Raw genomic sequence first — 20591 nt, forward strand, 5'->3', positions numbered from 1 at the left:
TCACAGAGGAAGCATGAGATTACTTTATTTTATAAAACGATAACCGTCCGCTTTTCGGTGAGCCGGTATCAATATAAATCTGGTTAGCGAACGTCTGAATGTTATCAAACATCATATGACCAAAGATAAAGCGGTCGGCACCGTTTATTTTTTGTGATTCGCCTTTAAGCGATTTCTGCACACGATCAACAGGCCAGAGTAATTCGCTTTCCGCTATTTCTTTGCCAAAGAGATATTCATTCCCCGGATAATCTGCATGTGCGATGACATATTTTATTATGTCGTTGGTAATTTCAATAATATGCGGAAGGTGATGGAATTTTAGTAACAGATCTATTGCCTCTTGTTGTTCCGTATCATTTAAATCGAAAAACCAGTCACCGCCACTGGCCAGCCACATATTGCCATCGCCAGTCGCGAATGCATCAAGAGCCATCGCTTCGTGGTTGCCTTTAACAGAGGTAAACCAGGGATGGTTTAACAGGCGTAGTACGTTAAGACTCTCCGCCCCACGATCAATATTATCGCCTGTAGAAATAAGTAAGTCTGTTTCGGGACAAAAAGATAATTGATGTAAGCGGGATTGTAATAATTGATAGTCACCATGAATATCACCAACGGCCCATATATGGCGATAGTTATGAGCATCAATTTTTTGATAGCGGGTGGTAGACATTTGCATAGACTCAAAATTATAGCAATGTATTATTATACCCGACCAGAGTGTCGAAGTCTTTGGAGTAATAAATTACAAAAGGATGTTTTAAGATGCTTAGATATTTTTATGCTTTCCTGTTAGCTTTCTGTTTTTTACATCTAATGTACAAGCTGCTTCTATAGAAGAAATAAATCGTTTTGAAAAACTTATAACTGAAGGTGATGTAGTTAAGTGTACAACAGATTTCAGTGTGACGGAGAATAACGAAAAATATCAACTTAGCATTTTGGGAATAATGAAAGTCATTTACTCGGTAGAAAATGAAAAACGCTACCACACGACACAATATTATCGTTTAAATGGTTCCACAATATCCTTTGTCCGCCATGAGATGGATATCATTGTTACTCATGAAAAATCGAAGATAAAAGAAGAGATTGTACCTGACAGTGTAAAGGTATTTTATCCGTTAGCACCAGAGCAAGAAGCGATCTTAGCAGAAGCTGCACGGAAAACTGCCCCCGTGTTTATTGATCATGAGGATATCACATTTACGACATTTCCTGATTACCAGGTGAAAGTGAAATATCCCTCTATTTCAGATGTGGTGACTCAGTATTGCCGGGTGCAAATGAAAAAGTAGTGAATCAACCCGACGGCATAGTGCCGTCGGGAATATCAGGTTTACACCAGACTCTTCAACCGATAAATCCACTCCAGCGCCTGACGCGGGGTCAGTGAATCTGGATCGAGATTTTCCAGTGCTTCGACTGCTGGCGAGGTTTCTTCCGGTAATGACAGCAAAGACATCTGCGTACCATCAACCTGCGTAGCGGCCGCATTAGGTGAAATGCTCTCCAGCTCACGCAGTTTCTGCCGCGCGCGCTTGATTACCTCTTTTGGTACGCCCGCCAGCGCAGCAACCGCCAGACCGTAGCTCTTACTTGCCGCGCCGTCCTGCACACTGTGCATAAAGGCAATCGTGTCGCCGTGCTCCAGTGCATCAAGATGCACGTTCGCCACGCCTTCCATTTTCTCTGGTAGCTGTGTCAGTTCGAAATAGTGGGTGGCAAACAGTGTCAACGCTTTAATCTTATTCGCCAGATTTTCCGCACACGCCCACGCCAGCGACAGACCATCGTAAGTGGACGTCCCGCGACCAATCTCATCCATCAACACCAGACTGTACTCGGTGGCATTATGCAGAATATTGGCGGTTTCGGTCATTTCCACCATAAAGGTTGAACGCCCGGAAGCCAGATCATCCGCCGCGCCGACGCGGGTGAAGATACGGTCAATCGGACCAATTTCCACGCTTTGTGCCGGTACATAACTGCCGATATAGGCCATCAGCGCAATCAACGCGGTCTGGCGCATATAGGTACTTTTACCGCCCATGTTCGGACCGGTAATGATCAACATGCGGCGCTGTGGCGACAGATTCAGCGGGTTAGCGATAAACGGCTCATTCAGTACCTGTTCAACCACCGGATGGCGACCTTCGGTAATGCGAATACCGGGTTTATCAATAAAGGTCGGGCAGGTGTAGTTCAGGGTATAGGCACGTTCTGCCAGGTTAACCAGCACGTCGAGTTCTGCCAGTGCGCTCGCACTCTGTTGCAACGCTTCCAGATGCGGCAGCAGCAGGTCAAACAACTCTTCATAAAGCTGTTTTTCCAGCGCCAGTGCTTTGCCTTTTGAGGTGAGGACTTTGTCTTCGTACTCTTTCAGCTCCGGAATAATGTAGCGTTCAGCGTTTTTCAGCGTCTGGCGGCGCATGTAGTTAATCGGTGCCAGATGGCTTTGCCCACGGCTGATTTGAATGTAATAGCCGTGCACCGCGTTAAAACCAACTTTCAGCGTGTCCAGGCCGGTACGTTCACGCTCGCGGACTTCCAGACGCTCCAGATAATCGGTCGCGCCGTCAGCCAGCGCGCGCCACTCATCCAGCTCTTCGTTATAGCCCGGTGCGATAACACCACCGTCGCGCACCAGTACCGGCGGCGTGTCGATGATTGCCCGCTCCAGCAGATCGCGCAGTTCGGCAAATTCGCCCATTTTCTCACGCAGCGCCTGTACCGGTGCACTATCGACAGTTTCTAACTGTGCGCGCAGTTCCGGCAGTTGCTGGAAGGCGTGACGCATGCGAGCAAGATCGCGTGGGCGAGCGGTACGTAACGCCAGTCGTGCCAGAATACGCTCCAGATCGCCCACCTGCCGCAGTACCGGCTGTAATTCGGCGGTGAAATCCTGCAATGCGCCGATGGTCTGCTGGCGCTCAAGCAACACGCGGGTGTCGCGCACTGGCATATGTAGCCAGCGTTTCAGCATACGGCTACCCATCGGCGTGACGGTGCAGTCAAGCACGGAAGCCAGCGTATTTTCCGCGCCACCCGCCAGATTCTGGGTGATTTCCAGATTACGGCGCGTCGCAGCATCCATAATGATGCTGTCCTGCTCGCGTTCCATCGTGATAGAGCGGATATGTGGCAAGGTTGTGCGCTGGGTATCTTTTGCATACTGCAACAGGCAACCAGCGGCACAAAGACCGCGTGACGCATTTTCAACACCAAAACCTACCAGATCGCGCGTGCCAAATTGCAGGTTTAACTGCTGGCGCGCGGTGTCGATTTCAAACTCCCACAGCGGGCGACGGCGCAGGCCGCGACGACCTTCAATTAACGACATTTCAGCAAAATCTTCTGCGTACAGCAGTTCCGCCGGATTGGTGCGTTGCAGTTCTGCTGCCATCGTTTCGCGGTCAGCCGGTTCGCTCAGACGAAAACGCCCGGAACTGATATCCAGCGTCGCGTAACCGAAACCTTTACTGTCCTGCCAGATAGCCGCCAGCAGGTTGTCCTGGCGCTCCTGCAACAGGGCTTCATCGCTGATAGTACCCGGCGTGACGATACGGACAACTTTGCGCTCAACGGGCCCTTTGCTGGTCGCCGGATCGCCAATCTGTTCACAAATAGCGACGGATTCGCCCTGATTTACCAGTTTGGCAAGATAGTTTTCTACCGCGTGATAGGGGATACCTGCCATCGGGATTGGCTCACCCGCGGAAGCGCCACGTTTAGTCAGCGAAATATCCAGCAGTTGCGACGCCCGTTTCGCGTCGTCATAAAACAGCTCGTAAAAGTCACCCATCCGGTAGAACAGCAGGATCTCCGGATGCTGTGCTTTCAGCTTGAGATACTGCTGCATCATAGGCGTATGGGCTTCGAAATTTTCTATTACACTCATGGAGTTAGGTCCGGTTCCCTGATGTTAAATGTGGTGTGATGGTTTTTATTTTCGTTGTAATCACATAAGGCGCACATGATACCGGAGTTAATCATTTCAGGGGAAGACGCGAACGGTGAGTTCTTGATGCTGGTTCCGGGAAAGATGCTGTTTTGCAGCTTTTGCGTGTTGATTATGAAAACATTGCGTTGGTTGAAGAAACCTCCTCCTTCAGAGCCATAGTCCCCTTTAAAATTAAGTTGTAATATAAATGCACCTTAAGAGTGTGGAGGCAGCATGTCCGGCAAGCGTATCTCTCGTGAAAAACTGACGATTAAAAAAATGATCGATCTTTATCAAGCGAAATGCCCGCAGGCGTCAGCGGAGCCGGAGCATTACGAGGCGTTGTTTGCTTATGCGCAAAAACGGCTGGATAAATGTGTGTTTGGCGAAGAGAAACCGGCCTGTAAGCAGTGTCCGGTGCACTGTTATCAGCCTGCGAAACGTGAAGAGATGAAGCAGATTATGCGTTGGGCGGGGCCGCGAATGCTGTGGCGTCATCCGATCTTAACCGTGCGTCATCTGATTGATGACAAGCGTCCGGTGCCGGAACTGCCAGAAAAATATCGCCCGAAGAAATAAATTTGCCGGAGGAGTTTATATTCCCCGGCAAATACGGCGCTTACGCTTTGGTCGCAATCAGGATTGCTGATGCCTTGATCAACGCAATAACGCGCGAGCCAGCGGTGAGTTTCATCTCATCCTGGCTTTCATTTGTTACCACCGCCACAATTTCAAAACCCGCATCCGTTTTGATATGGACAGTGGCATTCACTGCGCCTTCGGTGATTTTCGACACGCTGCCAGCAAACTGGTTGCGAGCGGAGAATTTCAGTCCACAGTCTTCCGTTGCCAGCGTTACCCACGGGGCTTTAATCAGGGCAATCGCTTCTTTCCCTTTTGCCAGCCCCAGGGCTTGCTGACTGCTGTGGGTCACAATCGCCACCAGCTTAGCGCCACCTGCCAGCGTCAGTTCTACTTCATCATTCACCGCGCCCATTGCTACTGCGCTAACGGTTCCGGTTAATTGATTTCTTGCTGAAACTGCCATACTGCCTCCTTTCATTGAATGTTGACTGAGTATAACTAAATCTGTCAAACCAATGCCGCTTTATCAATTCCCAGCCGTTTCATCCGTGACAGCAGGGTGGTGCGTTTTAGCCCCAGACGTTGTGCAGCTCCTTTCGGCCCCGCGACTACACCATTGGTCTCTTTCAGTACACGGACAATCAGTTGATATTCATCTTCACCTTCCTGGGCGACGACCGTCGCGGCAGGCGGCGTTTCAGGTTCCGGTAGTGAGATATCGGGTAAAGAGAGTTGTAGAACGTTACCGCGAGTCAGCAGCACCGCGCGCTCAATGACATTTTCCAGTTCGCGGACGTTACCCGGCCATTCCATGTTGCTCAATATGCGCAGAGTCTCGGCTGGAATACTGTCAATATTGCGCCCCAGACGGCGGGCTATTTTGAAGGTGAAGGCTTTCGCCAACAGCGGAATATCTTCCGGACGCTCGCGTAGCGGTGGCAGATGAATCGGGAAGACATTCAGGCGGTAATAGAGATCGCTACGGAACTCACGGTCAGCGACCATTTTTTTCAGATCGCGGTTAGTCGCGGCGATTAAACGCACGTCCGTCTGAATAATTTTGTTGCTGCCGAGGCGTTCAAACTCCTGTTCCTGCAACACGCGCAGTAGCTTCGGCTGTAACTCCAGCGGCATATCACCCACTTCATCGAGGAACAGCGAGCTTTTATCCGCCAGTTCAAAACGACCGATGCGCTGGGTGCTGGCACCAGTAAAGGCGCCACGCTCATGACCAAACAGATCGCTTTCCAGCAATCCGGCAGGCATGGCGGCGCAGTTCATTTTCACCATTCGACGACCGTTTCGCTCACTCAGATTGTGAATTGCGCGGGCTATCAGCTCTTTTCCTGTGCCAGTTTCACCAAGAATGAGTACGGTGCTGTCGCTTTGCGCCACCATCTCAACCTGTTTGAGCACGCTATACATGGCTTCGCTGCGACCAATAATCTCGCCAAATTCACTATCCACATTGTTGAGTTGTTCTGTCAGGGCGAGGTTTTCATCAACCAGCCGCTCTTTCAGACGGTGGATTTCCTGGTAGGCAAGAGCATTATCCACGGCAATCGCCACACGTTCGGCAATCTGGCGCAGTAAACTCAGGTTGGTGGTGGTAAAGGTTTTCTCTTCACACTGTGCCAGTTTCAATACGCCCAGCATGGTATTACCAGACATCAATGGTAGCAGGCACAACGTCTGGATCTGGTTTCCCCAGGTGTCGAACAGCATGCGTTCGTAGGGGGCTAAATCATCTCGTTCGTGGAGATTAATCAGCAGCATCTCTTTGCTTTTAAATACGCGCTCGGTGAGGGTTCCGGCCTCATCAACTTCACTCTGTTCGTGAGTGGGATGCTGTTTATCAAGATAATGAGTGGAGTAAACGTTGAGTTTGTTTTTACGATGACTGCGTAAGACGATACTGATATCGTCGATATCGAAGTAGTAGTGGATCTCTTTCGCCACTTCGCTGACCAGTTCGTCCATGTCCAGGCGGGAGAGTACCGCATTGGTGATGGCGACCAGAATGCGGAAGTTATCCCGTTCCCGACATAACAGTTCGTAGTCGACGTTGTTGATGACGCGGCTCTGAATTTGCTCGGTGACAACAGAAACAATCTGCGTAAATGTTTGCAGGCGATTGAACTCTTTTTCGCTCCACGGGCGATCGTCATAACGAATAAATTCACAGCCACCAAAAATATGCCCTTCCGCTGCCTGTGGCATCAGGCAATAGTGACCAAATTTGGGATATAAACCGCTTGTGGCCAGTTGTGGCCAGGTTTCACAAAATTCTTCGTAGCTGCAATGCAGCGTATCAGGACGCGACAAAATGCTGCGCACCGGCCCATGCGCCAGAACGGTTTCGTCTTCATATTTTATTGGGGTTTCTTTGTCACGCGACGCGTAATAAGTCGCACGTTGAGTCTGCGCTTGCCACAACACAATCGCCGCGTTGTCAGCGAGCGCAGAACGCTTTACCAGTTGCGAAAGAGCCTCACACAGCGAGGCCAGATCGGGCTGCTGCAATAGTGTCCGAGTGATGTCGAACAACCCTTGTTGCCCGAGATCACTCATCGGTGTATACGACATGTTGTTCTTCCAGGAAAGCACCGCTAAGCGGTGCAAAAGGTAAATGACAAATTAAAGGAGCTTTAGATTTTTATTAGCATATACGAGGCAGCGGTTCGGCGTGTGGTAGATCGAGAGTTCGTTTCACACCATAAAGCCCTGCAAGACGAACACCTTTACGTTCCACCACTTCGCCAATTAACGCAGCATCCTGTCCCAGTGGATGGGAATGCAGCGCCGCCAACACTTGCTCTGCCGCGTTACGCTCTACGGCGATCACCAGCTTGCCTTCGTTGGCAAAGTTGAGGGCATCCAGTCCCAGCAGTTCGCAAACCCCGCGCACGGCAGGTTTAACCGGCAGTGCAGCTTCTGAAAGTTCAATACCGCAACCGCAGGCTGCCGCGAATTCATGAACCACCGCGTTCACTCCACCGCGGGTGGCATCGCGCAGCGCCTTCACGCCGGGAATGTCACGCAGTGTCTGAATCAGAGGCGTCAGCACTGCACAGTCGCTGACCAGTTCGCCATCCAGCCCCAGTTGCTCACGCAGGTTAAGGATAGTTGCACCGTGGTCACCGAGCGTACCGCTAACCAGCAATACATCGCCTGCGGTCAGAGTTTGTGCGCCCCAGTGAATATTCGCCGGGATTGCGCCCATTCCTGCGGTGTTGATAAACAATTTGTCTGCAGCACCGCGTTGTACCACTTTGGTATCGCCAGTCACAATGGCAATGCCAGCCGCGCGGGCGGTTTCTGCCATGCTGGTGACGACCGCTTTTAGCGTCTCCATCGGCAACCCTTCTTCAAGGATAAAACCACAGGAGAGATAACGTGGAATTGCGCCGCTGACCGCAACGTCATTCGCCGTACCACAAATCGCCAGCTTGCCAATATTGCCACCAGGGAAGAATAGCGGGTCAATGACGTAGCTGTCGGTGGAGAAGGCCAGACGGTCGCCTTCCGCCACCAGTTGCGCCAGGTCAAGACGTGCCTGATCTTCCTGTTCCGCCAGCCACGGATTGGCAAAAGCTTCCATAAACAGGCTATTGATTAATTGCTGCATCGCCTGGCCGCCGCTGCCGTGGGCGAGTTGGATATTATTCACGCTTCACTCTCCTGCTGACGATACTGATACCACGCTGCACAGGCTCCTTCGGAGGAAACCATCAGCGCACCGAACGCGGTTTGAGGATTACAGGTGTTCCCAAATAACGGGCATTGATGCGGCTTACATTTGCCCGTCAATACTTCGCCACAGCGCGCGCGCGGATCATCGCAAACCTGCTGCGGAGCCGGGCGGAAATGCGCTTCAGCGTCAAACCGCTGATAGTCCGGCGTCAGGTGCACGCCAGAAGATTCAATCACGCCCAGTCCGCGCCATTCGCTGTCACCGTTAACGCAGAACACATCAGCAATCGCCTGTTGCGCCAGCAGATTACCGGCATCAGGTACTACCCGGCGATACTGATTCTCTACCTTGCTGTGAGCCGCTATTTTCTGCTCTACCAGCATCACTACGCCTTGTAGTAGATCAAGTGGTTCGAATCCAGCGACCACCAGCGGACGATGAAAATCGCTGGCGATAAAATTATAGGCGTCGGTGCCGATAACCATACTGACGTGGCCCGGCGCGAGGAACGCATCAATGCCATTGTCGGGTTGTTCCAGCAAACTGCGCAGAGTCGGGATCAGCGTAATGTGCTGGCAGAAGAAGTAAAAGTTCTGCACATCGCGGGCTTTCGCCTGTTGCAGAGTGATGGCGGTGGTCGGCATGGTGGTTTCAAACCCTAAGCCGAAGAACACCACTTTGCGGGTTGGGTTCTCCTGCGCCAGTTTCAACGCATCCATTGGTGAGTAGACAATACGCACATCGGCACCGCGCGCTTTTGCCTGTAGCAGCGACCCCTGTTTACCGGGTACGCGCATGGCGTCACCAAAGGTACAGAAGATGACTTCCGGATGGCTGGCAATTTCTACGCAAGTGTCGATTCTGCCCATTGGCAGTACGCACACCGGGCAACCCGGGCCGTGGATAAACTCAACGTTTTCCGGCAGCAACTGGTCGAGACCGAATTTAAAGATGGCGTGGGTATGGCCGCCGCATACTTCCATAATGTGCAGTGGGCGCTCGGCGGTGTAAGAGAGATGTGAAGCACGTTCGCGCAGATGTTCAATTAACTGCATCACCTGTTCCGGCGCGCGATATTCATCAACAAAACGCATTATTTTTCCTCGCCATACAACAGCGCGCCGACATCCGGCTCAACGTCAAACATATTTTGTAAGGCGTCGAGGGTGTCGCGCGCTTCGGCTTCATTAATTACGCTCATGGCAAAGCCAACGTGAACCAGTACCCACTGACCCACGCGTGGCTGACCGTTTTCATCGCAACTGCCGACTAACGTTAAATCGACATCGCGTTGAATGCCGCAGATGTCGACCTTCGCCTGGTTGCCGTCAATGGTGCGAATCTGGCCGGGAACGCCTATGCACATCGCTGTGTCTCCAGCCAGTTCAACCACTGGTCCATCCCTTCGCCGCTGGTGGCGGAAATCAGGATGATTTCAATTTCTGGATTGACTTCGCGGGCGCAGGCGATGCATTTCTCAACGTCGAAATTGAGATACGGCAGCAGATCAACTTTGTTGAGCAACATCAGCGAGGCAGCGGCAAACATATGCGGATATTTCAGAGGCTTATCTTCACCCTCAGTGACCGAGAGCACCGCCACTTTGTGTTTTTCACCGAGATCGAAGCTGGCCGGGCATACAAGATTGCCAACGTTTTCGATAAACAGAATACCGTTATCGTCTAATGGCAGACGCGGTGCGGCGTCGGCAATCATCTGTGCGTCTAGATGGCAGCCTTTACCGGTGTTTACCTGAATTGCCGGTGTGCCGGTAGCGCGAATGCGCGCGGCGTCGTTAACTGTCTGCTGGTCACCTTCGATAACCGCACACGGAACGCTATCTTTCAGGCGCATTAAGGTTTCGGTCAGCAGCGTGGTTTTACCGGAACCAGGGCTGGAAACCAGGTTGAGCACCAGTTGGTTGCGGGCAGCAAAGCGTGCGCGATTGCGTTCAGCCAGACGGTTATTTTTGTCCAGCACGTCAATTTCCACTTCCAGCATCCGACGCTGGCTCATGCCCGGCGCGTGAGTGCCTGCTTCTCCGTGACCGTAATGCAGGTCGCCTTCTTCAGTCTGGCTGGGGGTAAATTCAGGCGCTTTAATGCCGGTGATTTTCATTTTCGGGCGTGCTGCCGGGGCAAAAGGCGCGCTACGAAACGCGGAATGAGGGTTATGTTCATCACCCTCGATATACAGGTTGCCTTCACCGCAACCGCATGTTGTACACATCGCTCACTCCTGGTCTATTTCTATCCGCCGAATCTGTAAACCGTCGTCTGCCACAATGCGCAGCATGTCACCATGACACTGTGGACAGCGGCGGACGCGCTGGGTCAGTAGCGTCACATACTGTTGGCATGTTTCACACCAGCATTCGGCCTCTTGTTCTTCGAGGTGCAGTTTACAACCTTCCGCCACGCTGCCGCGGCAAACCAGATCAAAACAAAAGGCAAGAGAGCTGGTTTCGACACAAGAAAATGCGCCAATTTTGAGCCAGACCCCAGTTACGCGTTTTGCGCCATGCTTTGCGGCCTGCTGTTCGATCAATTCCAGTGCCCGTTGGCAGAGGGTTATTTCGTGCATATCGCCTCCCATTAACTATTGCCAGCTATAAGCAATAATTGTGCCAGCGTTGATTATCGCTGCGGTGAATAATGTCGATGATGTCGAAATGACACGTCGACACGGCGTCGAAATTCAGTGGAATCATAAAAAATACTTAAATAACAATGGGTTAAAAATTGGCACAAAAAATGCTTGAGGGCAGGCATCTCTGTTAAACGGGTAACCTGACAATGACTATTTGGGAAATAAGCGAGAAAGCCGATTACATCGCACAGCGGCATCGTCGCCTACAGGACCAGTGGCATATTTACTGCAATTCGCTGGTTCAGGGGATCACGTTATCAAAAGCGCGTTTGCATCACGCTATGAGCTGCGCGCCAGATAAAGAACTCTGTTTCGTTCTTTTTGAGCATTTTCGAATTTACGTCACCCTCGGGGATGGTTTTAACAGCCACACCATCGAGTACTACGTTGAAACGAAAGACGGCGAAGATAAACAGCAGATTGCACAGGCTCAGTTGGGCATTGACGGCATGATTGATGGCAAGGTCAACATCCGCAATCGCGAACAAGTGCTGGAACACTATCTCGAAAAAATCGCTGGCGTTTACGACAGCTTATACACCGCCATTGAAAAAAATACCCCGGTGAATTTAAGCCAACTGGTAAAGGGACAAAGCTCGGCAGCATGAGCTGAGGCTTTGCCTGTGTTGCAGGCGTCATGCCTGTTTGGGGATGGGCGTGTCGATGAGTGTCGAAAATGACATTTCATCGGCATGTTTTCGTCAAAAATGACAATCACCTGAGGAATGCCTGGTGAATCGTTTTGTAATTGCTGACTCCACGCTCTGTATCGGCTGCCACACCTGTGAAGCAGCCTGTTCAGAGACGCATCGCCAGCACGGCCTGCAATCTATGCCGCGCCTGCGAGTGATGCTGAATGATAAAGAATCTGCACCGCAGCTTTGCCATCACTGCGAAGATGCGCCCTGTGCGGTGGTCTGCCCGGTTAACGCTATCACCCGCGTTGATGGCGCAGTCCAGCTTAATGAAAGTCTGTGCGTAAGCTGCAAACTGTGCGGCATTGCCTGTCCGTTTGGCGCAATCGAATTTTCCGGCAGCCGTCCGCTGGATATTCCGGCAAACGCCAATACCGCGAAAGCGCCACCGGCACCGCCTGCTCCGGCGCGTGTCAGCACGTTGCTTGACTGGGTGCCGGGTATTCGCGCAATCGCCGTCAAATGTGACCTCTGTAGTTTTGATGAACAAGGTCCGGCCTGCGTGCGGATGTGCCCGACCAAAGCCCTGCATCTGGTGGATAACACCGATATCGCCCGCGTCAGCAAGCGTAAGCGTGAGCTGACTTTTAACACGGACTTTGGCGATCTCACCTTGTTTCAGCAGGCTCAAAGTGGAGAGGCTAAATGAGCGCAATTTCACTGATCAATAGCGGCGTGGCGTGGTTTGCCGCCGCCGCTGTTCTGGCATTTCTCTTTTCTTTTCATAAGGCGCTAAGTGGCTGGATTGCCGGGATTGGCGGCGCGGTCGGTAGCCTGTACACGGCTGCTGCAGGGTTCACCGTGCTGACTGGCGCGGTCGGCGTGAGCGGTGCGCTGTCGCTGGTGAGTTTTGATATCCAAATTTCCCCGCTTAACGCGATTTGGCTGATTACCCTTGGTCTGTGCGGCCTGTTTGTCAGCCTCTACAACATTGACTGGCATCGCCATGCGCAGGTGAAATGCAACGGCTTGCAGATCAATATGTTGATGGCTGCCGCCGTGTGCGCTGTCATCGCCAGTAACCTGGGCATGTTCGTGGTAATGGCTGAAATCATGGCCCTGTGCGCGGTGTTCCTCACCAGTAATAGCAAAGAGGGCAAACTGTGGTTTGCGCTGGGGCGTCTTGGCACTTTGCTGCTGGCGATCGCTTGCTGGCTGGTGTGGCAGCGTTATGGCACGCTGGATTTGCGCCTGTTGGATATGCGCGTGCAACAACTGCCGCTCGGTTCCGATATCTGGCTGCTTGGCGTGATTGGCTTTGGCCTGCTGGCCGGGATTATCCCACTGCATGGTTGGGTGCCGCAGGCTCATGCCAACGCCTCTGCGCCAGCGGCAGCGCTGTTTTCCACGGTAGTGATGAAAATAGGCCTGCTGGGTATTTTAACTCTGTCGCTGCTGGGGGGTAACGCGCCGCTGTGGTGGGGGATTGCGCTGCTGGTGCTCGGCATGATCACCGCGTTCGTCGGCGGTCTGTATGCACTGATGGAGCACAATATCCAGCGTCTGCTGGCTTACCACACGCTGGAAAATATCGGCATTATCCTGCTGGGGCTGGGCGCTGGTGTAACGGGTATCGCGCTTGAACAACCGGCGCTGATTGCCCTTGGCCTGGTCGGTGGTCTGTACCATCTGCTTAACCATAGCCTGTTCAAAAGCGTACTGTTCCTCGGCGCGGGTAGCGTCTGGTTCCGTACTGGTCATCGCGATATCGAAAAACTGGGCGGAATTGGCAAGAAAATGCCGGTTATCTCCATCGCCATGTTAGTCGGGCTGATGGCAATGGCGGCGCTGCCGCCGCTGAACGGGTTTGCCGGTGAATGGGTTATCTATCAATCCTTCTTCAAACTGAGCAATAGCGGCGCGTTTGTTGCCCGTCTGCTGGGGCCGCTGCTCGCTGTGGGTCTGGCAATTACCGGTGCGCTGGCGGTGATGTGTATGGCGAAAGTCTATGGCGTAACCTTCCTCGGCGCACCGCGTACCAAAGAAGCTGAAAACGCCACCTGTGCGCCGATCCTGATGAGCGTAAGTGTGGTGGCACTGGCGATTTGCTGCGTGATTGGCGGTGTTGCTGCGCCGTGGCTGCTGCCGATGCTGTCTGCTGCTGTACCTCTGCCGCTGGAGCCTGCTAACACCACCGTTTCTCAACCGATGATCACGTTGCTGCTGATTGCCTGCCCGCTGCTGCCATTCATCATTATGGCGATTTGCAAAGGCGACCGTCTGCCGTCACGTTCCCGTGGCGCGGCATGGGTGTGTGGCTATGACCACGAAAAATCAATGGTGATTACTGCTCACGGTTTTGCCATGCCGGTGAAACAGGCGTTTGCGCCGGTGCTGAAACTGCGCAAAGTGCTGAATCCGGTGTCGCTGGTGCCGGGCTGGCAGAGCGAGGGAAGTGCGTTGCTGTTCCGCCGGATGGCGCTGGTTGAACTGGCGGTACTGGTGGTGATTATTGTTTCACGAGGAGCCTGAGAATGAGTGTTTTGTATCCGTTAATTCAGGCGCTGGTGTTATTTGCCGTTGCGCCGCTGCTCTCCGGTATTACCCGCGTGGCGCGCGCCCGTCTGCATAACCGTCGCGGACCAGGCGTGCTGCAGGAGTATCGCGACATTATCAAACTGCTGGGTCGCCAGAGCGTTGGCCCGGATGCCTCTGGCTGGGTGTTTCGCCTGACGCCGTATGTGATGGTGGGCGTCATGCTGACTATCGCCACTGCGTTACCGGTAGTGACCGTCGGTTCTCCGCTGCCGCAACTGGGTGATTTGATCACCTTACTGTATCTCTTCGCTATCGCGCGTTTCTTCTTTGCCATTTCCGGTCTGGATACCGGTAGCCCGTTTACCGCTATCGGCGCGAGCCGTGAAGCGATGCTGGGTGTGCTGGTTGAGCCGATGCTGCTGCTTGGGCTGTGGGTCGCCGCACAGGTTGCCGGTTCCACCAACATCAGCAACATCACCGACACCGTTTATCACTGGCCGCTGAGCCAAAGTATTCCACTGGTGCTGGCGCTCTGCGCCTGTGCATTCGCCACCTTTATCGAAATGGGCAAACTGCCGTTCGACCTGGCGGAAGCCGAGCAGGAGTTGCAGGAAGGGCCGCTCTCTGAATACAGCGGTAGCGGCTTTGGCGTAATGAAATGGGGTATCAGCCTGAAACAACTGGTGGTGTTGCAGATGTTCGTCGGGGTGTTTATCCCGTGGGGACAAATGGAAATCTTCACCGCCGGTGGGCTGCTGCTGGCATTGGTGATTGCCATCGTCAAACTGGTGGTCGGTGTACTGGTTATCGCGCTATTCGAAAACAGCATGGCCCGTCTGCGTCTTGATATTACTCCGCGCATGACCTGGGCTGGTTTTGGTTTTGCATTTTTAGCGTTCGTCTCCTTGCTGGCGGCGTGATTAAAGAGAGTTTGAGCATGTCTGAAGAAAAATTAGGTCAACATTATCTCGCCGCGCTGAATGAGGCATTTCCGGGCGTCGTGCTGGACCACGCCTGGCAGACCAAAGATCAGCTTACCGTTACCGTAAAGGTGAACTACCTGCCGGAAGTGGTGGAGTTTCTCTACTACAAACAGGGTGGCTGGCTGTCGGTGCTGTTTGGTAACGACGAGCGCAAACTGAATGGCCATTATGCCGTTTACTACGTGCTGTCGATGGAGAAGGGCACCAGGTGCTGGATAACCGTGCGTGTCGAAGTTGACGCCAACAAACCAGAATATCCGTCCGTGACGCCGCGCGTTCCGGCGGCGGTGTGGGGCGAGCGTGAAGTGCGCGATATGTACGGTTTGATTCCGGTTGGCCTGCCGGATGAACGTCGTCTGGTGCTGCCGGATGACTGGCCGGATGAACTCTACCCGCTGCGTAAAGACAGCATGGATTATCGTCAGCGTCCGGCACCGACCACCGATGCTGAAACCTACGAGTTCATCAACGAACTGGGTGATAAGAAAAATAACGTTGTACCGATTGGTCCGCTACATGTCACTTCTGACGAACCGGGGCACTTCCGTCTGTTCGTCGATGGCGAAAACATTATCGACGCCGACTACCGCCTGTTCTACGTCCATCGTGGCATGGAAAAACTGGCGGAAACCCGCATGGGTTATAACGAAGTGACGTTCCTCTCTGACCGTGTTTGCGGGATCTGCGGCTTCGCCCACAGCACCGCCTACACCACGTCGGTGGAAAACGCGATGGGCATTCAGGTACCAGAGCGTGCGCAGATGATCCGCGCCATTCTGCTGGAAGTGGAACGTCTGCACTCGCATCTGCTCAACCTCGGCCTTGCCTGCCACTTTACTGGCTTTGACTCCGGCTTTATGCAGTTCTTCCGCGTGCGCGAATCCTCCATGAAAATGGCGGAGATCCTCACCGGGGCGCGTAAAACTTACGGTCTGAACTTGATCGGCGGGATTCGCCGCGATCTACTGAAAGATGACATGATCCAGACCCGCCAACTGGCGCAGCAAATGCGTCGTGAAGTGCGGGAACTGGTGGATGTGCTGCTGAGTACGCCAAACATGGAACAGCGCACCGTCGGAATTGGTCGTCTTGATCCAGAAATCGCCCGCGACTTCAGTAACGTTGGGCCGATGGTTCGCGCCAGCGGCCACGCTCGTGATACCCGTGCCGATCACCCGTTTGTTGGTTATGGCTTGCTGCCGATGGAAGTACACAGCGAACAGGGTTGTGACGTTATTTCGCGCCTGAAAGTGCGTATCAACGAAGTCTTTACTTCGCTCAATATGATCGACTACGGCCTGGATAACTTGCCAGGTGGCCCGCTGGCGGTGGAAGGATTCACCTATATTCCACACCGTTTTGCGTTGGGCTTTGCCGAAGCGCCGCGTGGTGATGATATTCACTGGAGCATGACCGGTGACAACCAGAAGCTGTACCGCTGGCGCTGCCGCGCGGCAACCTACGCTAACTGGCCGACTCTACGCTATATGCTGCGTGGCAACACCGTTTCTGATGCACCGCTGATTATCGGTAGCCTCGACCCTTGCTACTCCTGTACCGACCGCATGACCGTGGTCGATGTGCGTAAGAAGAAGAGCAAAGTGGTGCCGTACAAAGAACTTGAGCGCTACAGCATTGAGCGTAAAAACTCGCCGCTGAAATAAGGAATCGCCATGTTTACCTTTATCAAAAAAGTCATCAAAACCGGCACGGCGACCTCGTCTTATCCGCTGGAGCCGATTGCGGTTGATAAAAACTTCCGTGGTAAGCCAGAGCAGAACCCGCAGCAGTGCATCGGCTGTGCGGCCTGTGTCAATGCCTGCCCGTCAAACGCCTTAACGGTTGAAACCGACCTCGCCACTGGTGAGCTGGCGTGGCAGTTCAATCTTGGTCGTTGCATCTTCTGTGGCCGCTGCGAAGAAGTCTGCCCGACAGCGGCGATTAAACTGTCGCAAGAGTACGAACTGGCAGTGTGGAAGAAAGAAGACTTCCTGCAACAGTCCCGTTTCGCGCTGTGCAACTGCCGCGTCTGCAATCGTCCTTTCGCCGTACAGAAAGAGATCGACTACGCCATTGCGCTGCTTAAGCACAACGGCGACAGCCGCGCGGAAAACCACCGCGAAAGCTTTGAGACTTGCCCGGAATGTAAGCGCCAGAAATGCCTGGTGCCGTCCGACCGTATTGAACTGACTCGCCATATGAAAGAGGCCATCTGATGAGCAATTTATTAGGCCCCCGTGACGCCAACGGCATTCCGGTCCCGATGACGGTGGATGAATCCATCGCCAGCATGAAGGCGTCGTTACTGAAAAAAATCAAACGTTCTGCCTACGTTTACCGCGTGGACTGTGGCGGCTGTAACGGCTGTGAAATCGAAATTTTTGCCACGCTTTCGCCGCTGTTCGATGCAGAACGCTTCGGCATTAAAGTCGTTCCGTCCCCGCGTCATGCGGATATTTTGCTATTTACCGGCGCGGTCACCCGTGCAATGCGATCCCCTGCGCTGCGTGCGTGGCAGTCCGCGCCGGACCCGAAAATCTGTATCTCCTACGGTGCCTGCGGTAACAGCGGCGGCATTTTTCACGATCTCTACTGCGTGTGGGGCGGTACAGATAAAATCGTCCCGGTGGATGTCTACATTCCGGGTTGCCCGCCAACGCCTGCCGCCACGCTGTACGGCTTTGCGATGGCGCTCGGTTTGCTGGAACAGAAAATCCACGCCCGTGGCCCCGGCGAACTGGATGAACAACCGGCAGAAATCCTGCACCCGGAAATGGTGCAGCCGCTGCGCGTAAAAGTGGATCGCGAAGCGCGCCGCCTGGCGGGTTACCGTTACGGTCGCCAGATTGCTGATGATTTCCTGACGCAGTTAGGGCAGGGCGAAGAGCAGGTTGCACGCTGGCTGGAGGCGGAAAACGATCCGCGTCTGAACGAGATTGTCAGCCATCTGAATCATGTTGTTGAAGAGGCGCGTATCCGATGAGTGAAAAGGTGGTGTTCAGTCAACTGAGCCGTAAATTTATTGATGAGAACGATGCCACGCCTTCTGAGGCGCAGCAGGTGGTCTATTACAGCCTGGCGATTGGTCACCACCTTGGGGTTATCGATTGCCTGGAAGCGGCGCTTACCTGCCCGTGGGATGAATACCTGGCATGGATTGCGACACTGGAGGCGGGCAGCGAAGCCCGCCGAAAAATGGAAGGCGTGCCGAAATACGGTGAGATCGTCATCGACATTAACCATGTGCCGATGCTGGCCAATGCATTCGATAAAGCCCGGGCAGCGCAAACTTCGCAGCAGAAGGAATGGAGTACAATGCTGTTAAGTATGCTGCATGATATTCATCAGGAAAACGCCATCTATTTGATGGTGAGGAGATTGCGTGACTGACGTTTTACTTTGTGTTGGCAATAGCATGATGGGCGATGATGGCGCGGGCCCGTTGCTGGCAGAAAAGTGCGCCGCCGCGCCGAAAGGTAACTGGGTGGTGATTGACGGCGGTAGCGCACCGGAAAACGACATTGTCGCCATCCGCGAGCTGCGCCCGACACGACTGCTGATTGTCGACGCCACTGATATGGGGCTAAACCCCGGCGAGATCCGCATCATCGACCCGGATGACATCGCTGAGATGTTTATGATGACGACCCATAACATGCCGTTGAATTACCTTATCGACCAATTGAAAGAAGATATTGGCGAAGTGATTTTCCTCGGCATCCAGCCGGATATCGTCGGCTTTTACTACCCGATGACCCAGCCGATTAAAGATGCGGTGGAAACCGTTTATCAACGGCTGGAAGGCTGGGAAGGAAACGGCGGATTTGCGCAGTTAGCGGCGGAAGAAGAGTAGTTCTTCGTTAAGGAATTCAGGGAATTGAAAATCAGGACAGGGATGTGCGCTTTTTTATTGGGCTTTGTGCTGCCTGCGCAGGCCACCAGCTTTACCGAATATCTGCCGATGAGTGACAGCGAATACGCGCAAAAGCGTGCGCTGAAATCTCTCCTGACCATGCCTTATTTTACCGATCAAAACTGGCATTTTAGAAAAGTGGGCGTTGCTGGCGTGACGCTTGAGAAGATGCCAAATGAAGAGGATTACTGGCAATTAACCGCTAAAGACCGCGCTGGTAAATCCTGGTTTGTGCCTGTGGGTGTGCTGCAAAATATGGCGGGTAATGCGCAATTTTACCGTGCTGACCTCGATCGTAATGGCATTCAGGATTTGGTTATCTGGCGAGGCGTTTCGGGAAACGGGCTGGCGCCTTCCTCGTTTTTGATCCTGATGACCTTTAATCAGCAAGGTCGCCCGTGTGTTTTCCAGGTCGATGGTTTTTACACCGCAAGCAAAACTGGCGTAGATGATTTGCTGGATTTGCAAGGCAATGGTCACACGCAATTGCTGGATATGCAGTTTGATTCTGGTTACTGGATAACCAGTCTGTATCAGGTAAAAGACGCCAAATGGCAGCGCGTTCACGGCTGGTTTGGCAAGTTAAGCTATCCCGCTCTCACGCGTTTTGCTTATACCCCCAACCGTAAACTCATCATCAAACCCATCGCCGGGCGCGACCCGCAAACGGAAGATCTGGCGCTGACGCAGCGTTGTTTGATAAAGGGGGATGTGCTTGATGGGGTGAATCAGCTCTGACAGCAAACGCTAAATTGCCTGATGTGCTACGTTTATCGGGCCTGGATGGTTCGTGCGACGTGTAAGCTGCATCCGGCAGGGTTGCCTAATCTAAATCTTCACCATTACTGGCAATCACTTTTTTATACTGGCGACGATAAAACATTCATCAGAAAATTGATTCACTGCGATTCTCTCATTGCCTTACCGTCATCACATGTCATCGTCACTAGTGTCGATGACAGTGTTTTTGTCGGCCCCAGAAAATTATTTTCCTTATATAACAGCAAATTAAAAACTGGCATGATTTATGAATGTATCGGCGCATTAACTGTCATTGCTGGAGAATTTGATGAACCGTTTCATCATTGCTGACGCGAGTAAATGTATTGGTTGCCGTACCTGTGAAGTAGCATGCGTGGTTTCTCATCAGGAAAATCAGGATTGCGCTTCGCTGACTCCGGAAACTTTTTTACCGCGTATCCATGTCATTAAAGGTGTGAACATTTCCACTGCTACTGTTTGTCGTCAGTGTGAAGATGCTCCGTGCGCTAATGTCTGCCCGAATGGTGCTATCAGCCGTGATAAAGGGTTTGTTCATGTCATGCAGGAACGCTGCATTGGTTGCAAAACCTGCGTTGTGGCTTGCCCGTACGGCGCGATGGAAGTGGTGGTGCGTCCGGTGATTCGCAACAGCGGCGCGGGGCTGAATGTACGTGCCGATAAAGCCGAAGCCAATAAATGCGATCTGTGTAACCACCGTGAAGACGGCCCTGCGTGTATGGCTGCGTGCCCGACGCATGCGCTGATTTGTGTCGATCGTAATAAACTTGAGCAACTGAGCGCAGAAAAACGCCGCCGCACGGCGATGATGTTCTAAAAATCTTACATAACTATTCTGGCATCAAAGGAATTCCCCGAAATATTCGTA

The 20591-nt window shown here is 52.9% G+C and carries 23 protein-coding genes and 1 pseudogene; 15 read left to right on the forward strand and 9 right to left on the reverse strand.

Translation table 11 applies throughout. From position 1 onward, the window contains the following. Positions 1–19: 19 nt before the first annotated feature. Positions 20–676: a protein-serine/threonine phosphatase gene (pphB, locus tag C7B16_RS13745; protein WP_105269982.1), complete on the reverse strand. Its 657-nt coding sequence runs from the start codon at positions 674–676 to the stop codon at positions 20–22. 232 nt (positions 677–908) lie between these two features. Between pphB and C7B16_RS13750 the strand changes: the two genes are divergently transcribed. Beyond that, positions 909–1301, forward strand: coding sequence for a hypothetical protein (locus tag C7B16_RS13750; protein ID WP_258182554.1), 393 nt, complete (start codon positions 909–911; stop codon positions 1299–1301). Positions 1302–1342: 41 nt separating this feature from the next. Here C7B16_RS13750 and mutS read toward each other — a convergent pair whose 3' ends face one another. Next, a complete protein-coding gene (gene mutS, locus C7B16_RS13755; RefSeq protein ID WP_000110913.1) occupies positions 1343–3904 on the reverse strand; it encodes a DNA mismatch repair protein MutS in 2562 nt (853 codons plus the stop codon). A 75-nt stretch (positions 3905–3979) separates the two neighbouring features. Between mutS and C7B16_RS24810 the strand changes: the two are divergent. Together C7B16_RS24810 and C7B16_RS13760 are read left to right on the forward strand one after the other, a co-directional pair. Next, a pseudogene (locus C7B16_RS24810) lies at positions 3980–4149 on the forward strand (hypothetical protein). 31 nt (positions 4150–4180) lie between these two features. After that, positions 4181–4525 carry a nitrous oxide-stimulated promoter family protein gene (locus C7B16_RS13760; protein ID WP_000015482.1) on the forward strand — a complete coding sequence of 115 codons (345 nt, stop codon included), beginning with the start codon at positions 4181–4183 and terminating at the stop codon, positions 4523–4525. Between the two features lie 40 nt (positions 4526–4565). Here C7B16_RS13760 and C7B16_RS13765 read toward each other — a convergent pair whose 3' ends face one another. The 7 genes from C7B16_RS13765 to hypA all read right to left on the reverse strand — a co-directional run bounded on the left by C7B16_RS13765 (position 4566) and on the right by hypA (position 10808). Beyond that, positions 4566–4994: a TOBE domain-containing protein gene (locus C7B16_RS13765; RefSeq protein WP_001516948.1), complete on the reverse strand. Its 429-nt coding sequence runs from the start codon at positions 4992–4994 to the stop codon at positions 4566–4568. Positions 4995–5038: 44 nt separating this feature from the next. Continuing rightward, positions 5039–7117: a formate hydrogenlyase transcriptional activator FlhA gene (flhA, locus tag C7B16_RS13770; RefSeq protein ID WP_038355668.1), complete on the reverse strand. Its 2079-nt coding sequence runs from the start codon at positions 7115–7117 to the stop codon at positions 5039–5041. Positions 7118–7190: 73 nt separating this feature from the next. Beyond that, a complete protein-coding gene (gene hypE, locus C7B16_RS13775) occupies positions 7191–8201 on the reverse strand; it encodes a hydrogenase maturation carbamoyl dehydratase HypE (protein ID WP_001059917.1) in 1011 nt (336 codons plus the stop codon). Then, positions 8198–9319, reverse strand: a complete 1122-nt coding sequence (hypD, locus tag C7B16_RS13780) for a hydrogenase formation protein HypD (protein ID WP_107179823.1) — start codon at positions 9317–9319, stop codon at positions 8198–8200. Before hypD ends, hypE begins: the two co-directional genes overlap by 4 nt. After that, complete coding sequence (hypC, locus tag C7B16_RS13785; RefSeq protein ID WP_000334875.1) at positions 9319–9591, reverse strand: hydrogenase 3 maturation protein HypC; 273 nt, start codon at positions 9589–9591, stop codon at positions 9319–9321. Before hypC ends, hypD begins: the two co-directional genes overlap by 1 nt. Beyond that, positions 9582–10454 (reverse strand): hydrogenase nickel incorporation protein HypB, encoded by an 873-nt coding sequence (hypB, locus tag C7B16_RS13790; RefSeq protein ID WP_000337678.1) that lies wholly within the window; start codon positions 10452–10454, stop codon positions 9582–9584. Before hypB ends, hypC begins: the two co-directional genes overlap by 10 nt. A 3-nt stretch (positions 10455–10457) precedes the next feature. After that, positions 10458–10808, reverse strand: coding sequence for a hydrogenase maturation nickel metallochaperone HypA (hypA, locus tag C7B16_RS13795; RefSeq protein WP_001516945.1), 351 nt, complete (start codon positions 10806–10808; stop codon positions 10458–10460). Positions 10809–11020: 212 nt separating this feature from the next. Between hypA and hycA the strand changes: the two genes are divergently transcribed. The 12 genes from hycA to hydN all read left to right on the forward strand — a co-directional run bounded on the left by hycA (position 11021) and on the right by hydN (position 20540). After that, on the forward strand, positions 11021–11482 hold the full coding sequence (hycA, locus tag C7B16_RS13800) for a formate hydrogenlyase regulator HycA (protein WP_107179824.1): 462 nt from the start codon (positions 11021–11023) through the stop codon (positions 11480–11482). A gap of 124 nt (positions 11483–11606) precedes the next feature. Next, positions 11607–12218 (forward strand): formate hydrogenlyase subunit HycB, encoded by a 612-nt coding sequence (hycB, locus tag C7B16_RS13805; RefSeq protein ID WP_001079169.1) that lies wholly within the window; start codon positions 11607–11609, stop codon positions 12216–12218. Continuing rightward, positions 12215–14041 carry a formate hydrogenlyase subunit 3 gene (gene hycC, locus C7B16_RS13810; RefSeq protein ID WP_001274366.1) on the forward strand — a complete coding sequence of 609 codons (1827 nt, stop codon included), beginning with the start codon at positions 12215–12217 and terminating at the stop codon, positions 14039–14041. Before hycB ends, hycC begins: the two co-directional genes overlap by 4 nt. A gap of 2 nt (positions 14042–14043) precedes the next feature. Continuing rightward, positions 14044–14967, forward strand: coding sequence for a formate hydrogenlyase subunit HycD (gene hycD, locus C7B16_RS13815; RefSeq protein WP_107179825.1), 924 nt, complete (start codon positions 14044–14046; stop codon positions 14965–14967). 17 nt (positions 14968–14984) lie between these two features. Continuing rightward, entirely contained in the window at positions 14985–16694 is a 1710-nt protein-coding gene (hycE, locus tag C7B16_RS13820; RefSeq protein ID WP_001288146.1) for a formate hydrogenlyase subunit HycE, read from the forward strand. A gap of 9 nt (positions 16695–16703) precedes the next feature. After that, the gene (gene hycF, locus C7B16_RS13825) at positions 16704–17246 is read left to right on the forward strand and encodes a formate hydrogenlyase subunit HycF (RefSeq protein WP_000493799.1); all 543 of its coding nucleotides are present in this window, start codon (positions 16704–16706) and stop codon (positions 17244–17246) included. Continuing rightward, on the forward strand, positions 17246–18013 hold the full coding sequence (gene hycG / locus C7B16_RS13830; RefSeq protein ID WP_000067394.1) for a formate hydrogenlyase subunit HycG: 768 nt from the start codon (positions 17246–17248) through the stop codon (positions 18011–18013). The genes hycF and hycG overlap by 1 nt, the downstream gene beginning before the upstream one ends. Beyond that, positions 18010–18420, forward strand: coding sequence for a formate hydrogenlyase assembly protein HycH (hycH, locus tag C7B16_RS13835; protein ID WP_001291934.1), 411 nt, complete (start codon positions 18010–18012; stop codon positions 18418–18420). The genes hycG and hycH overlap by 4 nt, the downstream gene beginning before the upstream one ends. Next, positions 18413–18883, forward strand: coding sequence for a hydrogenase maturation peptidase HycI (gene hycI / locus C7B16_RS13840; protein ID WP_000132959.1), 471 nt, complete (start codon positions 18413–18415; stop codon positions 18881–18883). Before hycH ends, hycI begins: the two co-directional genes overlap by 8 nt. Positions 18884–18925: 42 nt before the next feature. Continuing rightward, a complete protein-coding gene (locus tag C7B16_RS13845; RefSeq protein ID WP_001516942.1) occupies positions 18926–19681 on the forward strand; it encodes a hypothetical protein in 756 nt (251 codons plus the stop codon). A gap of 45 nt (positions 19682–19726) precedes the next feature. Then, positions 19727–20035 carry a hypothetical protein gene (locus C7B16_RS13850; protein ID WP_133115474.1) on the forward strand — a complete coding sequence of 103 codons (309 nt, stop codon included), beginning with the start codon at positions 19727–19729 and terminating at the stop codon, positions 20033–20035. Beyond that, positions 20013–20540 (forward strand): electron transport protein HydN, encoded by a 528-nt coding sequence (gene hydN, locus C7B16_RS13855; protein ID WP_001078778.1) that lies wholly within the window; start codon positions 20013–20015, stop codon positions 20538–20540. Before C7B16_RS13850 ends, hydN begins: the two co-directional genes overlap by 23 nt. Positions 20541–20591 lie beyond the last annotated feature (51 nt).

This window comes from Escherichia sp. 20412-1 (assembly GCF_003027595.1).
Lineage (GTDB): Bacteria > Pseudomonadota > Gammaproteobacteria > Enterobacterales > Enterobacteriaceae > Escherichia > Escherichia marmotae.

Coding starts and splice junctions, on each gene's coding strand:
- pphB (WP_105269982.1), bottom strand. CDS start 676: ATGTCTACCACCCGCTATCAAAAAATTGATGCTCATAACTATCGCCAT.
- mutS (WP_000110913.1), bottom strand. CDS start 3,904: ATGAGTGTAATAGAAAATTTCGAAGCCCATACGCCTATGATGCAGCAG.
- C7B16_RS13760 (WP_000015482.1), top strand. CDS start 4,181: ATGTCCGGCAAGCGTATCTCTCGTGAAAAACTGACGATTAAAAAAATG.
- C7B16_RS13765 (WP_001516948.1), bottom strand. CDS start 4,994: ATGGCAGTTTCAGCAAGAAATCAATTAACCGGAACCGTTAGCGCAGTA.
- flhA (WP_038355668.1), bottom strand. CDS start 7,117: ATGTCGTATACACCGATGAGTGATCTCGGGCAACAAGGGTTGTTCGAC.
- hypD (WP_107179823.1), bottom strand. CDS start 9,319: ATGCGTTTTGTTGATGAATATCGCGCGCCGGAACAGGTGATGCAGTTA.
- hypC (WP_000334875.1), bottom strand. CDS start 9,591: ATGTGCATAGGCGTTCCCGGCCAGATTCGCACCATTGACGGCAACCAG.
- hypB (WP_000337678.1), bottom strand. CDS start 10,454: ATGTGTACAACATGCGGTTGCGGTGAAGGCAACCTGTATATCGAGGGT.
- hypA (WP_001516945.1), bottom strand. CDS start 10,808: ATGCACGAAATAACCCTCTGCCAACGGGCACTGGAATTGATCGAACAG.
- hycA (WP_107179824.1), top strand. CDS start 11,021: ATGACTATTTGGGAAATAAGCGAGAAAGCCGATTACATCGCACAGCGG.
- hycC (WP_001274366.1), top strand. CDS start 12,215: ATGAGCGCAATTTCACTGATCAATAGCGGCGTGGCGTGGTTTGCCGCC.
- hycD (WP_107179825.1), top strand. CDS start 14,044: ATGAGTGTTTTGTATCCGTTAATTCAGGCGCTGGTGTTATTTGCCGTT.
- hycE (WP_001288146.1), top strand. CDS start 14,985: ATGTCTGAAGAAAAATTAGGTCAACATTATCTCGCCGCGCTGAATGAG.
- hycF (WP_000493799.1), top strand. CDS start 16,704: ATGTTTACCTTTATCAAAAAAGTCATCAAAACCGGCACGGCGACCTCG.
- hycG (WP_000067394.1), top strand. CDS start 17,246: ATGAGCAATTTATTAGGCCCCCGTGACGCCAACGGCATTCCGGTCCCG.
- hycH (WP_001291934.1), top strand. CDS start 18,010: ATGAGTGAAAAGGTGGTGTTCAGTCAACTGAGCCGTAAATTTATTGAT.
- C7B16_RS13845 (WP_001516942.1), top strand. CDS start 18,926: ATGTGCGCTTTTTTATTGGGCTTTGTGCTGCCTGCGCAGGCCACCAGC.
- C7B16_RS13850 (WP_133115474.1), top strand. CDS start 19,727: ATGGTTCGTGCGACGTGTAAGCTGCATCCGGCAGGGTTGCCTAATCTA.
- hydN (WP_001078778.1), top strand. CDS start 20,013: ATGAACCGTTTCATCATTGCTGACGCGAGTAAATGTATTGGTTGCCGT.